General features: G+C 39.8%; 17 protein-coding genes and 1 pseudogene. 7 read left to right on the top strand and 11 right to left on the bottom strand.

Annotated elements, in window-relative coordinates; all coding sequences use genetic code 11:
• Positions 1-79: 79 nt before the first annotated feature.
• The 5 genes from Xind_RS14755 to Xind_RS14740 form a co-directional block, all read right to left on the bottom strand.
• The gene (locus Xind_RS14755) at positions 80-1,297 is read right to left on the bottom strand and encodes an MFS transporter (protein WP_047682944.1); all 1,218 of its coding nucleotides are present in this window, start codon (positions 1,295-1,297) and stop codon (positions 80-82) included.
• A 201-nt stretch (positions 1,298-1,498) separates the two neighbouring features.
• A complete protein-coding gene (locus Xind_RS21760; RefSeq protein ID WP_338114361.1) occupies positions 1,499-1,765 on the bottom strand; it encodes a GNAT family N-acetyltransferase in 267 nt (88 codons plus the stop codon).
• Positions 1,762-1,959, bottom strand: coding sequence for a hypothetical protein (locus Xind_RS21755; RefSeq protein WP_246432564.1), 198 nt, complete (start codon positions 1,957-1,959; stop codon positions 1,762-1,764). The genes Xind_RS21760 and Xind_RS21755 overlap by 4 nt, the downstream gene beginning before the upstream one ends.
• A 32-nt stretch (positions 1,960-1,991) precedes the next feature.
• The gene (locus Xind_RS14745; RefSeq protein WP_338114360.1) at positions 1,992-2,426 is read right to left on the bottom strand and encodes a GNAT family N-acetyltransferase; all 435 of its coding nucleotides are present in this window, start codon (positions 2,424-2,426) and stop codon (positions 1,992-1,994) included.
• A gap of 43 nt (positions 2,427-2,469) precedes the next feature.
• Positions 2,470-3,081: an LOG family protein gene (locus Xind_RS14740; protein WP_052189599.1), complete on the bottom strand. Its 612-nt coding sequence runs from the start codon at positions 3,079-3,081 to the stop codon at positions 2,470-2,472.
• A 146-nt stretch (positions 3,082-3,227) separates the two neighbouring features.
• Between Xind_RS14740 and rhtA the strand changes: the two genes are divergently transcribed.
• The 3 genes from rhtA (at position 3,228) to Xind_RS14725 (ending at position 5,279) form a co-directional block, all read left to right on the top strand.
• Positions 3,228-4,118, top strand: coding sequence for a threonine/homoserine exporter RhtA (gene rhtA / locus Xind_RS14735; RefSeq protein WP_047682948.1), 891 nt, complete (start codon positions 3,228-3,230; stop codon positions 4,116-4,118).
• A 261-nt stretch (positions 4,119-4,379) separates the two neighbouring features.
• The gene (gene dps, locus Xind_RS14730) at positions 4,380-4,886 is read left to right on the top strand and encodes a DNA starvation/stationary phase protection protein Dps (protein ID WP_187650352.1); all 507 of its coding nucleotides are present in this window, start codon (positions 4,380-4,382) and stop codon (positions 4,884-4,886) included.
• Positions 4,887-5,057: 171 nt separating this feature from the next.
• Positions 5,058-5,279 carry an alkylphosphonate utilization protein gene (locus Xind_RS14725; RefSeq protein ID WP_047682950.1) on the top strand — a complete coding sequence of 74 codons (222 nt, stop codon included), beginning with the start codon at positions 5,058-5,060 and terminating at the stop codon, positions 5,277-5,279.
• 54 nt (positions 5,280-5,333) lie between these two features.
• On the opposite strand, the gene dinG is transcribed toward Xind_RS14725, so the two are convergent.
• Complete coding sequence (gene dinG / locus Xind_RS14720; protein WP_187650351.1) at positions 5,334-7,469, bottom strand: ATP-dependent DNA helicase DinG; 2,136 nt, start codon at positions 7,467-7,469, stop codon at positions 5,334-5,336.
• 211 nt (positions 7,470-7,680) lie between these two features.
• On the opposite strand from dinG, the gene Xind_RS14715 reads away from it, so the two are divergent.
• Positions 7,681-7,866 (top strand): hypothetical protein, encoded by a 186-nt coding sequence (locus Xind_RS14715; RefSeq protein WP_047682954.1) that lies wholly within the window; start codon positions 7,681-7,683, stop codon positions 7,864-7,866.
• Between the two features lie 105 nt (positions 7,867-7,971).
• A complete protein-coding gene (gene sseA, locus Xind_RS14710; RefSeq protein ID WP_047682956.1) occupies positions 7,972-8,811 on the top strand; it encodes a 3-mercaptopyruvate sulfurtransferase in 840 nt (279 codons plus the stop codon).
• 131 nt (positions 8,812-8,942) lie between these two features.
• On the opposite strand, the gene Xind_RS14705 is transcribed toward sseA, so the two are convergent.
• From Xind_RS14705 to rhlE, 5 genes and pseudogenes are all read right to left on the bottom strand, one after another.
• A complete protein-coding gene (locus Xind_RS14705) occupies positions 8,943-9,191 on the bottom strand; it encodes a GlsB/YeaQ/YmgE family stress response membrane protein (protein WP_047682958.1) in 249 nt (82 codons plus the stop codon).
• Between the two features lie 462 nt (positions 9,192-9,653).
• Entirely contained in the window at positions 9,654-10,928 is a 1,275-nt protein-coding gene (locus Xind_RS14700) for a bifunctional O-acetylhomoserine aminocarboxypropyltransferase/cysteine synthase (protein WP_187650350.1), read from the bottom strand.
• A 40-nt stretch (positions 10,929-10,968) separates the two neighbouring features.
• A pseudogene (locus tag Xind_RS21750) lies at positions 10,969-11,130 on the bottom strand (IS1 family transposase); the annotation flags it as partial.
• A gap of 42 nt (positions 11,131-11,172) precedes the next feature.
• Complete coding sequence (gene dusC / locus Xind_RS14690; protein ID WP_187650348.1) at positions 11,173-12,126, bottom strand: tRNA dihydrouridine(16) synthase DusC; 954 nt, start codon at positions 12,124-12,126, stop codon at positions 11,173-11,175.
• A gap of 4 nt (positions 12,127-12,130) precedes the next feature.
• The gene (gene rhlE / locus Xind_RS14685) at positions 12,131-13,474 is read right to left on the bottom strand and encodes an ATP-dependent RNA helicase RhlE (RefSeq protein ID WP_047682962.1); all 1,344 of its coding nucleotides are present in this window, start codon (positions 13,472-13,474) and stop codon (positions 12,131-12,133) included.
• 329 nt (positions 13,475-13,803) lie between these two features.
• On the opposite strand from rhlE, the gene Xind_RS14680 reads away from it, so the two are divergent.
• Both Xind_RS14680 and hlyD read left to right on the top strand, forming a co-directional pair.
• Complete coding sequence (locus Xind_RS14680; protein ID WP_187650347.1) at positions 13,804-14,481, top strand: transcriptional regulator; 678 nt, start codon at positions 13,804-13,806, stop codon at positions 14,479-14,481.
• Between the two features lie 50 nt (positions 14,482-14,531).
• A complete protein-coding gene (gene hlyD, locus Xind_RS14675) occupies positions 14,532-15,521 on the top strand; it encodes a secretion protein HlyD (protein WP_187650346.1) in 990 nt (329 codons plus the stop codon).
• Positions 15,522-15,528: the final 7 nt, after the last annotated feature.

Below are 15,528 nucleotides of genomic sequence, written 5' to 3'. Positions count from 1 at the left end.
TTGTCTGCATTTGCAATCCATAAAGTATATTATTAGCGGTTTTTATAACCGCTAATAATCAATACTATTTGAATCGATACTATTTGGCATCAAGCTTCTCATTTTTTCCAATTACTATCCCCAAAATTCCCTGTATCCCTAGTATAATGAAAAGCATCCACATAATGATATTCCATGAGGATGTTAAATCATGAATATAACCAGAAACAACCGGGCCACAAAACGCAATCAAATAGCCAATTGACTGTATCATTGAGTTTGCTCTTGTAACATTGGCGGTATGATTGAAACGCAACAACGGCAGTAAAAATGCAACTCCTGTACAAATACCAGCACCGATTCCCATGATCATAACTGCAACAGGAATTAAACTTTTCTGACCATACACGAATAGTACAATCCCCAACATACCAATAATTGGGTTAATGATGAACATTATTTCCTGTCTTTTTATTTTATAGATATAAAATGCCGTTAATGTTGCAAAAGGTATCGCAATTAATGAGAACAGAGCTGCGTAGGATGCAGACTCAGTCTGGCCTAAACCATAAGAACTGATAATTTCGGGGAACCAGGCAGTAATGATATAAAAATTAAGCGATAAAATAGAAAAATAAACAGCCATAACCCAACATGGAATACTTACCCACGGATTAATGACCTTATCCGGTTTATCATTATCATTACTAGGGGAATGCGGGCTACTGTCTGAGGACTGAGATTTCTTATCAGAAAATAATAAAATCAAGAACAATGAAAATATCGGGATTAAGATCCAAATCCATGATACTCCGTTCCAGGAAAGCCCAAAAACATGCTTAACAGGTAAAGTGAGACCTGTTGCCATTGCTGGCCCCAAATACAGAGAAGCCGTATAAGATGATGATAAAAGAGCGATCCTGTTACTCCCCAATCTCTTAAAAAATGAAGGTAATGCAATATTTCCCAATGCAATGGCAAACCCAAACATTACTGTAGAAGTCAACAGTAATATCAGAGAGCTGTTTAACCTTAAAAGATAAGCAGCAATAGCGACAATAAATGTCATCAATAAGGTTTTATATAAACCTATTTTACTTTCAAAATAAGGAGTTAAGGGAGAAAATAAGAAAAAACACAAGGGTGACAGAGATGTTATCAAACCAAACGTAGAATGACTTATTTTTAAATCGTCGATGATTTCCTGTGACATCGGTGGGATATAAGATATCGGTACTCTCAATCCCAAACCAGCAATCATAATAAACAATAGTAACTTAAGAATAAAGCTATTACTAAAGTGTTTCCCTATTTTCATTATTTCACCACAGAAATTTAGAGGTTTATCATATTTTGACTTAACGAGATTGAGGATACACCAAATAAACTTTTTGCCATATTTATTTTAAATTCTGGCAGACAAATATTCTTTTAGCAAGCTCCAGAATTATTAATTTACCTGTAATATTTGTTAACAACGTTAATCATATGGGAAATATCTTTTCTCTTTGATGAGTAGCTAAACTTCCTTTTTTACAATGAGCTCCGCTAACATTTCCTCATACTCATTACAATAACTCACTTCGGTAAAACCAAAATGCGGGTAGAATTTGTGGTGTCGTTCACTCGTTTCATCATGACAAACAGATATTTTATGACAATTTGTCTGTTGTTTCATTTCATCCAGCAATAATTGTATGGCAACACTGCCGATTCCCTTATTTTGATACGATTTGTCGATCATCATGCGATAAAGATTATATTCATTAGGTCTTCCTTCATTCACACAACGTTCATACATAGCGAAACCGACAATTTTTTACCAAAATATATTACTCTTGGCCTGCAATATTGGTTGAATTTTGATTCAGCAATTGACTCCGAATTCGACGCAACGAATTTTTCTTGCCCTGGTTCAACTTCAAGAGACATAACATCTCGATAATTATCTTCATCCACTTCAACTAGCGAAATTTGCATCTGCTTTCCCTTGAATCACAATGTAATAGCCATTAATTTGCTAATTTCTTTATAACCTTCCCTTTCATAAAGTTTCGTCGTTTCGTCGCTGCAACATTTTTTGATAAAACATTGAGTTCCAAATGAGTATAGTTATTTTTCTTCGCCCACCTTTTCATTTCTGTTAATAATCGCTGACCAATGCCCTGACTTCTGACATCCTGACTGACAACTAAATCAATAATATAGCCATAATTTCTCGGTATCAGACAGTTAAATGGCGGTGTTTTATTTTCTTGTGCAATGCAGAAGCCTTTAATATCGCCATTATCATCTTCTGCAACTAATAAATAGAATTTATCATCATTTATACTGGAAATAATAAATTCTCTATCTTGTTCCACATCTCTCAATCGGTCTGGCTGCAATGCAGCCATTTCACTGAATAATATATTGTAGAGTGATGAAATAGCATCAAGATCCTGCATAGAGGCAGTTCTTATTATCATGCCTGCGCTCCTAATATCAGTATTAATTGTAAGTTTTTATTGAAGGCACTACATAATGTTCAAAACGGTCAAGTAACACAGTAGGATTTTTCTCAATAATCGCCATATTGCGATATTTTTCCTGCAAAAACCACTCGTCCGCCATTTTATTAATCATAGAGATAAGAGGATCATAAAAATTATTGATATTCAGAATACCACATGGTTTACTATTAAGGCCAATCATACTCCATGTAAAGACTTCACTAAATTCTTCCAATGTACCAAAACCACCAGGCAATGCAACAAAACCATCAGCAAGTTCAATCATTTTATTTTTACGCTGATGCATAGTTTCCACAATATGAAGTTCAGATAAATTCTTATGAGAAATTTCACGTTCTTCCAGCAATGCCGGAATGACACCAATAACTCTGCCTCCTTCGTGTAATACTGTATCTGCAACTGTTCCCATAATTCCTACACTGGCACCACCATACACCAAAGTAATACCACGTTTAACAAGCTCTTTTGCAAAAAGAATAGCATTCTCTTTATAAATTTCAGATGCTCCCAAACTTGAACCACAATAAACCGCAATGCTCTTTATTGCCTCATTTTTTTTTGATGAACTCTTCAATACAGTCTCTTTCATGTCTAAACTCCACATTATTATTTTTTTAATTTTTGATTATACGTTAGCTTAATGAACATACAACACATAATACAGTTGAGTTCTGATTATTTCGCTGCGAAGATAACCCTCCCTAAATAACATGTTGTAATTGAGGTTTTCTGCAAATGTCTCTTTCCAAACATCGGGCGGCATCTTTTCCTCTGCTTCCTATCATTTTATTGTTATTTTCAATGACATCAATTCAAGCTGGTGCATCATTAGCCAAAACAATATTTCATGTCATTGGTGCGCCCGGTGTAACAGCTCTGAGACTCGCATTGGGGACAATGATTTTATTCCTGATCTTTAAGCCCTGGCGTCTGAAATTTCAGCGGTCATCAATCATTCCTCTCCTTGCCTACGGTATTTCACTCGGTGGAATGAATTATCTGTTTTACATGGCACTTTCCAGAATTCCTCTTGGTATTGCCGTTGCGCTTGAATTTACTGGTCCTCTTGCTGTTGCCATGTTTTCCTCACGTCGTCCACTGGATTTTCTCTGGATCGCTTTGGTCATTGCCGGATTAGGTTTTCTGTTACCTATTGGGGACGATGTCAGCACACTTGATCCTATAGGTATTTTGTATGCATTAGGAGCCGGTTTTTTTTGGGCGCTCTATATTATCTTCGGTCAACGTGCTGGTGCAGGCTATGGTGCTGCAACAGTTTCTATTGGTTCATTAATTGCTGCCTTGATTTTCTTTCCAGTAGGATTAATCCAAACCGGCCCCGAACTCCTGTTTGATGTCTCATTACTGCCCGTTGCTTTAGGGATCGCCATTTTATCGACCGCATTTCCCTATACACTGGAAATGATTGCGCTTACCCGCTTACCTGCCAAAACATTTGGTACTTTAATGAGTCTGGAACCTGCATTAGGTGCCTTGTCAGGTATCATTTTCCTGAACGAGCACTTAACTACGACGCAATGGATTGCCCTTTTCTGCATTATCTGTGCCTCAATTGGTTCTACTTCCACCGTGAAACAGAAAACCAAAATCGAAAAGGTTGAATAAGCTGCTTTATCATATTACATAACTCATCAAGGCCGGATGAACTTAGTATTATCCGGTTTTGATTATTACCATTATTGATTAATGATATTTTTATCAACTATCAATTTGATAGAATAAAGCAATATGACTTCTGATAAATGATCAGCTACTTTTAATATATCCAATAAAATAATTCATTATATCTTTTGGATTTCAAAATACAGCCAGCAGGGCTGAAACCTGAAAGACGATAGGTATAGTTTAAATTAAGGAAGCGTTACGATGAGTACAGCAAAATTTATCAGAAAAAATCCCTCTAAGCTGATTTACACCCGTAATAATATTGATGAGGGTATTAAGCAAAGTTCTATTTCTACCCTGAACCATATGGTGATCCAATTTATTGACTTGTCCCTGATGACCAAACAAGCTCACTGGAATATACGCGGCAAAAACTTTATTGCCATTCATCAAATGCTGGATGATTTCCGTACCACACTTGTTGAGCATCTCGATACTTTTGCAGAACGTGTAGTGCAGTTAGGCGGTACTGCTCTGGGAACAACTCAGGATGTTCATAAAGGGACTCGGTTAGAAAGTTATCCAACAGATATTCATGATGTGCAAGATCACTTAAAAGCACTGGCAGATCGCTATGCCATCGTTGCCAATGATGTCCGTCAGGCTATTGTTGATGCAAAAGATGAAGACACAGCAGATATGTTCACCGCCGCTTCCCGTGATCTCGACAAATTTTTATGGTTTATTGAAGCAAATATTGAGCAATAAGATATTAAAAGTATCCTTTCATGATTTTAAGGCCGTTACCACGGCCTTTTTTGTTATTAAAAATATCTAAAAATAGAAGTTTTAGCATAAAAAATCATACTAACCTTTAAAAAATTATTTTTCTCTCTATAATCCTGTCTGTTCTAAAAATAAACATAAGGATCATATACGATGGATATCGAAGTCAAAGATACTAATGGTGCACTACTGAATGAGGGTGATTCAGTCCAGGTCATTAAAGATCTGAAAGTCAAAGGAACCTCTAAGACATTGAAACGTGGCACATTAATTAAGAATATTCGCCTTACCAACCGGGAAGATGAAATTGAATGTAATGCCGATAAAATCAAAGGATTAGTATTAAAAACCTGCTTCCTGAAAAAAGTAGGATAAATAGCGGTTATCCATAAAATTCTGCTTAAAGGATAAATAATATTAACTCTTTTATTATTTATCCTTTTTCATCCGCACTAATTCTTCTTCCGAGAGTATTTTGGGCTGTTCAATCGGAAATACAGGCAACGCCTTCAGCAATCGGGAACCATAACGCTTGGTTAATAACCGTTTGTCGTAAATCACTACATCCCCATAACATTCATGGCTGCGTATCAATCTCCCCACTTGTTGGATCAAACTGAAAGAAGCACTCGGCAGACTTTGCACTTCAAATGGATAACGCTTCAAAGACTTAAGCCATTCACTTTCAGTAATAATGACGGGATTTGTAACAGGTGGAAAAGCAATTTTGTGGATATGCACTTGTGAAAGGTAATCGCCTTTTAGATCCAGCCCTTCCGCAAAAGATTGTAACCCAACCAGAACACTGGCCTGCCCTTCATCAATACGTTTGCAATGGGTTTCCACCAGTCGATATCGCGGCTGATCTCCTTGCACCAGTAACATCAATCGTAAGTCTTTTACGAAAATGAGAAAACCGTCCATTGCTCGTTGGCTGCTAAATAACACCAACATTCCCTGATGTTTACCCTGCAAAACTTGTGCACGAAAATAACGAGCCATCTCTTCAAGATGTTTCATTTCATTATGAATTGTGGGTTCTTCTGTCATCTGAGGAATAACCAGATGCCCTTGCCGCACATGCTCAAAAGGAGATGATAACGTAATAAAGCGATCATCATGATTTTCATGTAAACCCGTCAGCTCCTGAATACGGGAAAAACTATTCAGGGAGCGTAATGTTGCCGATGTCACCACAACATGAGGAATATTCCGCCATAATAATTGAGTTAATTGCTCACTTACCCGAATGCCTACGCAATGAAAGTAGAAATGTGACTGACTCTTCTCATAACGGCGTGTTAACCATTTTGATATCGGAGCATGGGAAGATTCCTCCTGTACAGCCAATCGCCATAGTTTTGTCATATTTTCGAAATAACCTAATGTCCGGCTAGTCTGCAAGATAGCACGGTGCAGCCTGACAATATCCTGTTTGGCGGTTTGCTCGGTAAGATCACTTAAAATCGCTTCAGATAAGCCGCGTAATCCATCAGTAAGTTTAAAGAGTTGCTGGCAACACAACAGCAAATTATCCGGCAGTTTTCCCAATTCAAACAGATATTCTTCCACTTCACTGTTTTCAGGCAACAATACCTGTGTAATACCCGATAGTTCTTTAAAACATTCACGGATTTTTTCACAGTGTGTCTGCAAACGGGTAGTATTGGCCAAAGTGGGTGGTTTTGCCGGGCGAAACTGAAGCAAATACTGTTCTACATGACGAACAAATGAATCCAGTTGCCCATTTAACTGAAATAACGTGATTTCCCCTTCAACTTCCAGTGAATCTCTTGCAACATCGGGAACATGATGGCCTTCATCCAAAACCAACAGCAAATTTTTAGCTTCTGGTAAGACAGATTCACTTTCCAGTGCTGCCATAACCAAAGCATGATTGGCAACTACGACATCAGCATCTTCAATTTCCCTTCTGGCAAGAAAGAATGGGCAGCGATGGTAAAACTGACAGTTTCTCGCCAGACAGTTCACTTTATCCGTGCTGATCTTTGACCATAGCGTATCCGGCAATGCCAGTTTATGATGATCGCGTAAACCATCCCAGACAAAAGTGGTGTAATCATTGCGTAATCGGCGGCACAGCTCCCGTTCCTCACTATTAGCAATCGTTATCTGATCTTCCATCAGAAACATCAAATCAATTTGCTCTCCATCAGCAGCACAGATAGCCTCCAGATTACGCGGACAAACGTAACGCGCACGACCAAAAGCCCCGGTAAATTTCAAATCGGGAATAATCTTTCGCAATAATGGTAAGTCCTTACTGTAAATCTGATCTTGCAAGGCGACATTGGCTGTACTTACCACCAGTAGTTTTTTTTCCGCCCGACTGACAGCAATACCGGGGAGAAGATAAGACAGCGTTTTTCCCACACCTGTTGGTGCTTCTATCACTAAATGCCGCCCTTCTTCATCAGCCAATGTTTTTGCTACTTCGGCAATCATCTGACGCTGCGAAGCTCTTGGAACGAAACCATTGATATGAATGGATAGTGCCTTATACCATTGGCTGATTTGAGTTTTTATTGAATTGGAAAGTGCCATGAGTTTTGCTGCATAAAAATTGGAGTACTATTCTCCCACAGAGTTGTTATCAGATCAGCCTGATATCGTCATTATTGGAAACAGCTTTTGAAAAGTGGAGGGTATATCGCTTGTCTGGAATGCAGAAGACTATATACTGCTGACTTTCTATGTGACAAAGACCTTGTAACTAAAAAAACCTTGTAACTAAGAACGTTATTGAGAAACAAAGATGAAAAAAATCCTGCTTATTATTATCGTATTATTCACTCTTGGCTCCATTGGCGGCATTATTTTAGCAGGAATGAATATGTATAACCGTTCAACAGCATCAACAGAAGAACCTCAACAAACACAGCAAGAGCAAATACAGCAGGAAGTAGTACAACAGGAAACTACATCAACAGAACAACAATAGTAATCAATACACTTTCAAATTTATCGTCCCCCTGAACTTAACAGTATTTGCACTGAACAGCATAATGTATGCAATATCCGACATGCACATCAGATGAGGAAGCTTATGAACAATGAATATTTTGTGACTCCACAGTGGCTAAGCGAACATCTCAATGATGAGAATGTCGTCATTATTGATGCCAGTGCTCCTATGCCAACCCAAACTATCGACTATCATCAGAAGTGGGTGGAGAACCATATCCCAGGCAGCCAGTTTTTTGATCTTGATAAAATAGCTAATCTCCAAACCGAATTACCACATATGCTACCGGAGCCAGAAACTTTCCGGCTGGCTGCCAGCGCAATGGGAATAAGTGAAAGTCATTTGGTAGTGATTTACGATCAGGGGAATATGTTTTCTGCCCCTCGTGCGTGGTGGACGTTTAAGATTTTTGGTGCTCAGCATATCCGTATTCTGGAAGGTGGCTTACAAGGCTGGCAACAGGCGGGTTATCCAACAGAATCAGGAGCAGTCAACCGCCAGCCCCAGAAATTCAATATTCAATTTACGCCTGAATATGTTTTTTCCCAACAACAGATCCTTGATGCCCTGCAAGGCAATGCGCCGACACAGTTTATTGATGCCAGAGCGGAAGATCGTTTTCAGGCCAAAGTACCAGAGCCGCGTCCCGGTTTAAGAATGGGTCATATTCCTGGCGCCAAAAATGTCCCGTGGACAGCATTAATTGAGAATGGACGCTATAAATCACCAGATGAAATCGAACACATCTTTAAACATCAAAGCGTCGATTTAAACCGACCAATTATTACCAGTTGTGGCTCTGGTATGACAGCAGCCGTTTTAGTATTAGGACTTGATATAATCGGTCATAAAACAGCAGGACTATATGATGGTTCCTGGGCGGAATGGGGAGCAGATGATATGCTTCCATTAGAAAAATAGTGATCTGTCTGATAAATTTTAAACACACCGAAATTTAAAAGGGCATTAAAGTATCATGCCCTTTTTCTAATACTTTTTTCTATCGATCATATGATATCAACCAAATTAAACCTATTACTTTTGCTAATCGATTAGTTAGAAACTTTATGGTATATAAACAGAACGATTAATGCGCCAATAACTGCAATAGCGAAACTCCCCAGGTTAAAACCATCTACTTTTCCCATACCCAAAAAAGTACTGATATAACCACCAACAACCGCACCAATGATCCCTAAAATCACCGTCATAATGATACCACTGCTATTATCTCCCGGCATAATCCACTTCGCTATAATTCCGGCAATTAAACCAAAGATAATCCATGACAAGATACCCATATCCAACCTCCTGAATTTATAGTTAAATAAGATTTATATTAGTTAAGAACTAAAAATAGCTATGGGGTGATCTTACTGAAAGTTTCTTAATTCCACGTCCTAATTTAAGACACTAAATAAAAGAATTGCAAATAGTAAAAGATAAGATATTTGTAAGTGATTAGTAATATTTATAGAATTCGCTGATATTAAAAATCGGCACTAATTAATTTAATATCAATATTAATTTTTCCAGATTAAGCATTACAATAAATTAGTCAAACCTAATTTTTATAAATAATAAGACTTGTAGATCGACTGAAAATTACCATAAATAATATTTATAAAAATCAGAATAAGATAAAAAAATCAAAAAATGGATTAATTAATATAAATAATCTTATTTATCTTCAGAACCCACATATTCTCATAACAGTATAAAAGCCTATCCAATTTAGGCTTTTATTCAAATAATATTGAAAATTATTTTGCTGCATCCAGTGCTTGTGCAAGATCGGCAATAATGTCATCAATATGTTCGATTCCGATAGATAGACGGATCAGATCACGTGACACTCCAGCTTTTACCAACTCTTCATCATTCAGTTGACGGTGAGTTGTGGATGCTGGATGACAAGCCAATGATTTTGCATCACCAATATTAACCAAACGTATAATCAATTGCAGGGTATCGATAAAGCGTATCGCTGCTTTTTCTCCTCCTCTGATGCCGAAAGAGATAATAGCAGACGATTTACCATCCATATATCGAACAGCCAAATCATATTCAGGGTGTGCCGGCAATCCTGCGTAATTAACCCAGGAAACCTGAGAATGTTGTTCCAGATACTGAGCAACTTTCAGGGCATTTTCAGTATGGCGCTCCATACGAAGAGCCAATGTTTCAAGACCTTGTAGGATCAAGAAGGCATTAAAAGGGGAAAGTGCCGCACCAGTGCTACGCAGTTGCCCGACACGGCAGCGAGCGATAAACGCCGCGGAACTAAAATGTTCGATGTAGTTTATTCCGTGATAGGAAGGATCCGGTGTATTTAAAACCGCAAAACGATCTTGATGTTCTGCCCAAGAAAATTTGCCTGAATCAACAATTATTCCACCAATAGAAGTTCCATGACCGCCGATATACTTGGTCAAAGAGTGAATGATAATATCCGCGCCATGTTCAAACGGGCGGCATAAATAAGGTGTTGCAACAGTATTATCGACAATAAGCGGAATGCCGTGCCGATGGGCAATATCAGCTAATGCCTGGATATCAACAATATTCCCGCTTGGATTAGTGATGGTTTCGCAAAAGACGGCTTTGGTTTTTTCGTCAATTATCGCTTCAAGGGTAGTAAAATCATTATGATCAACGAAACGAACTTCAATCCCAATATTCGGGAAATTGTGCGCCATTAAGTTATAAGTTCCGCCATACAATTTTGCTACGGAGACAATGTTATCTCCCAAACCAGTAATCGTCTGGATAGCGTAGGTAATTGCCGCCATGCCAGAAGCAACTGCAAGCGCCCCAATTCCTCCTTCTAAAGCAGCGATACGTTTTTCCAATACATCATTAGTTGGGTTCATGATGCGGGTATAAATGTTACCTTCAACTTTTAAATCAAATAAATCAGCACCATGCTGGGAATCATCAAAAGAGTAGGACGTTGTTTGATAGATTGGGACTGCAACGGCTTTGGTTGTAGGGTCAGGTGAGTAACCGGCATGGATGGACAGTGTTTCTAATTTCATTGTCATTTCCTTCAGTGAATTACAGAGTAAGGTCATGTATTCAACCTGCTGATCGACCGCCAACATAATATGCGGTTTCGATAAAAGTACCAATGACTTTATCGTGCATTTTCAGTGATTCTGAATAACTCAATACTTTACTATTTAGCCTTGAAATTCAGTTAAATAGGGTCATATTTTCACGTTCGATATGTAGTGTGAAGAAAGGTATATAATAAAAATTACACTGCCACTTTAATTTTAATTATACATACAAGCCACTCTCTACGGCTAAAGAAATAACTTCAGATATAGCAGATGAAGTTTTCAATGCTCTGATTTGCATAAATAGTTCATCAGCTTCATCATATTCTTTGCGTAGATAACCAAGCCATTGCTTGATACGTGTGACATGATATATGCCTGAATCTCCTTGCTTTTCCAGCCAGATATACTTTTGCAGGAGCTGGAGCACCCCATGCCATGCCATTTTCGGTTCATTATATTTAATAACACGGCTTAGATTCGGCACATGCAACGCACCACGTCCAATCATTACCGAATCACACCCGGTAACGTTGATACACTCCTGTGAACTCTGCCAATTCCATATTTCACCATTAGCGACCACCGGAATAGTAAGGCGTCGGCGGATATCGCCAATCGCCTGCCAATTTATGCATTCTGCTTTATAGCCATCTTCCTTAGTACGCCCATGCACAACCAATTCCGTTGCACCCGCTTGCTGAACAGCATCCGCAATTTCAAACTGACGGGCATCGGAATCCCACCCCAGACGTACTTTGACTGTAACCGGCAATTCTGCCGGTACAGCTTCTCGCATGGCTTTAGCACCACGATAGATAAGTTCAGGATCTTTCAGTAACGTGGCCCCTCCTCCACTACCATTAACTGTTTTGGAAGGACAACCACAATTTAAATCAACTCCCCACGATCCCAATTCCACCGCTCTGACCGCATTTTCAGCCAACCATTCAGGATATTGCCCCAAAAGTTGTATCCTGACCGGCGTACCCGATGGAGTCCTGCTCTGATGATGCAATTCAGGACATAAACGGTAAAAAGATTTCACTGGCAACAAGCGGTCCACTACACGCAAAAATTCGGTAATGCAAAGGTCATACTCATTGACCTCACTCAATAACGCCCTAACCAATGAATCCAAAACCCCTTCCATCGGAGCCAGCAAAACACGCATGGAATTACTCTCCTGCTGCCACTTTGGCTGGCCTACGATGACGGCGCTGCTGTGATGATGCACCTTTGCCACGTGGGTTACGACTATCACGTGGGTTACGACTATGATGTTGCTGACTATCCTGTTTGTTACTGCTTCGCTGATCCTGACCACGGGATTGATTACTGCGCCCGTTGCGTCCATTCTGGATAGGCTCCGCTTTAATGGAGGGATCGGGTTCATAACCAGGAATCGCGATACGTGGAATTTCCCGTTTCAGCAAGCGTTCAATATCTTTTAATAGCTTATGCTCATCAACACACACTAGTGATATTGCCTGCCCTGTTGCTTCTGCGCGACCAGTGCGGCCAATACGGTGTACGTAATCTTCTGCAACATTAGGTAATTCATAGTTAACGACATGAGGCAATTGGTCGATATCCAATCCACGAGCAGCAATATCCGTCGCGACCAATGCACGTATCCGGCCTGCTTTAAAATCGGCCAATGCACGAGTTCTGGCTCCTTGACTCTTGTTGCCATGAATAGCCGCCGCAGCAACACCATCCTTATTAAGTTGTTCTGCCAGACGGTTCGCACCATGTTTAGTTCGGGTAAATACCAATACCTGCTGCCAGTTTTGGCTGCCAATCATATAAGAAAGCAATTCTCCCTTACGTTTCTTGTCCACAAAATGGACAGACTGATCGATCTGTTCAGAAGCCGAGTTACGACGAGCGACTTCCACACTAACCGGATCACGCAGCAATTTATTAGCAAGATTTTTGATTTCATCAGAGAATGTAGCTGAAAACAGTAAGTTCTGACGTTTAGCGGGTAGTTTGTTCAGTACCCGACGGATATCATGGATAAATCCCATATCCAGCATGCGGTCGGCTTCATCCAAAATCAGAATTTCCACATGGGATAAGTCCACGGCATTTTGATGTTCCAGATCCAGCAAACGGCCCGGTGTGGCGACCAAAATATCGACTCCACCACGTAATTTCATCATTTGTGGATTGATGCTAACACCACCAAATACTACAAATGAACGCAATCGGAGATATTTGCTGTAATTACGCACATTTTCACCAACTTGTGCGGCTAATTCACGGGTTGGTGTCAGGATTAATGCCCTGACCGGCCGACGCCCTTTGGATTGAATGGGAGATTCGCTCAATAACTGCAAGACAGGTAAAGTAAAGCCCGCCGTTTTCCCCGTTCCTGTCTGGGCACTAGCCAGGAGATCTTTACCAGATAGCACAACAGGAATTGCCTGTCGCTGAATAGGGGTAGGTTCTGCATAGCCTTGTTCTTCAATGGCACGCAAAATATCAGCCGACAAGCCGAGTGACTCAAAATTCATAAATAAGAAATACTCCAGACTTCACCATTCCTGATATCAATTCAGGGGCAGTTTTATGGGAAGAAAAAACAGACGCGATTAAATCGCAAAAGAAATTACACAAACTGCAATGCTCCATAAGGGTGCATTATAACAGATAAGTTTTTTCAATCAGCATGAGTACACAAGTAAATTTACATCAGCCTGTTTTATACTCTTTGTCGTTTGTCGTGCAAATTTAGCTTTGTTGACTGTATCTTGAAATCCAGTGGCTATAGCTTTAAAGTTAATCATACGATTGATATATTTATAACCATTTCAGCAATTTTTATCACAGGATATTTCTTAACATGGCAGCGAAAACGGCTCAGACTTCACGAGGTGAACAAGCTAAACAACAACTTCTTGAATCTGCATTAGAAATTTTTGGTAAATCAGGTCTGGAAGGTGCAACCACTCGTAATATTGCCCAACACGCAAAACAGAATATCGCTGCTATCGCTTATTATTTTGGCTCCAAAGAAGGGTTATACCTGGCTGTTGCACACCATATTGCAGAAAGACTAAAAGCTGAATTTTCTCTGCTGATTAAAACTATTGACCAATTTTTTATCACTACTTCTCAACCTTACTCACAAGACCAGATACTGGCATTTATTCATCAAGGCTTGATTAGCTATAACCGTCTTATTTTCGATAAAAGCAGTCTGAATCTCAGTCGCATTATGTCACATGAGCAATTGACACCGACAGAAGCTTATAGCGTCATCCATGAACAAGGGCTTGCCCCAATTTACTCTCGCTTGAATAAGTTGATCGCCTATTATATCGGTGCTGATGAAGGAAAAATTTCAACACAAATCCATACTCATGCCTTATTAGGCGAGATCCTCTCTTTCCGGCTGGCACGAGAAGCTCTATTACGCCAAACCGGTTGGGATAATATTGGCACCAAAGAGTACGAATTAATTAACCAGGTTTTGACTCAACACATTAATGTTTTGCTTAATGGGTTGCGAAAAAAATAACCAACAAACAGCGTAAGTTGAAAATTTAATAACGCATAAGGGATAGTAGTATGAACACTAAAAAGTTTGCTCTTGTCCTATTGGCGATCATCATGATTATCGGTGTTATTAGTCTTTATTATTATCAGGAGAAGAATGACAAAGAGTTAACCCTATATGGCAATGTTGATGTCAGAACTGTCAACCTTGGCTTTCGGGTCAGTGGTAAATTAGAAAATCTGCTGGTGGATGAAGGAGACACCATCACCGCAGGACAACTCCTTGGTCAACTCGATAACTCCCCTTTTAATAATGCATTGAATCAAGCCAAAGCAAATCGCGATGCAATCAGGGCAAATCTTACCAAAACAGAAGCAGGTTATCGCTCTGAAGAAATTGCTCAGGTACGCGCCGAAGTTGCTCAGAAAGAGTCAGCATTCCGCTTTGCCGATAGTTTTCTGAAACGTCAACAGGAATTATGGCAACGTAAAATGATCTCAGCCAATGATCTGGAAAACGCCAGAACAGGGCAACGTCAGGCATTGGCCGCTTATCAAGCCGCAAAAGATAAATTACGTCAGTTTGAAACAGGATATCGCAAAGAAGAAATCGCCGCCGCTAAAGCACAACTCGCACAGGCCGAAGCAACCGTCGCACAAGCTGAACTCAATTTACAAGATACCCGCCTTATTTCACCATCCGCCGGAATTATTCTTACCAGAGCCATTGAACCAGGGACAATTCTGGCCGCCGGAAATACAGTATTTACACTATCACTGACTAATCCGGTCTGGATCAGAGCATATATCAATGAACCTAACCTCGATCAGGCGGTGGCAGGACGCGATATCCTGATTTATACCGATGGGCGGAAAAACCAACCCTATCACGGTAAAATTGGCTTTGTTTCTCCGACCGCTGAATTTACCCCCAAAAATGTTGAAACCCCGGATTTAAGAACCGATCTGGTCTACCGATTGCGCATTATTGTCAGCGATCCCGATGAGGGGTTGAAACAAGGGATGCCTGTCACATTACGTTTTACTGAGCCACACAAGTAAGGCTAAA

Origin of the sequence: Xenorhabdus indica (genome assembly GCF_014467235.1) — a bacterium.
Taxonomy (GTDB): Bacteria; Pseudomonadota; Gammaproteobacteria; order Enterobacterales; family Enterobacteriaceae; genus Xenorhabdus; species Xenorhabdus indica.
This window is presented reverse-complemented; position numbering and strand designations above follow the sequence as displayed.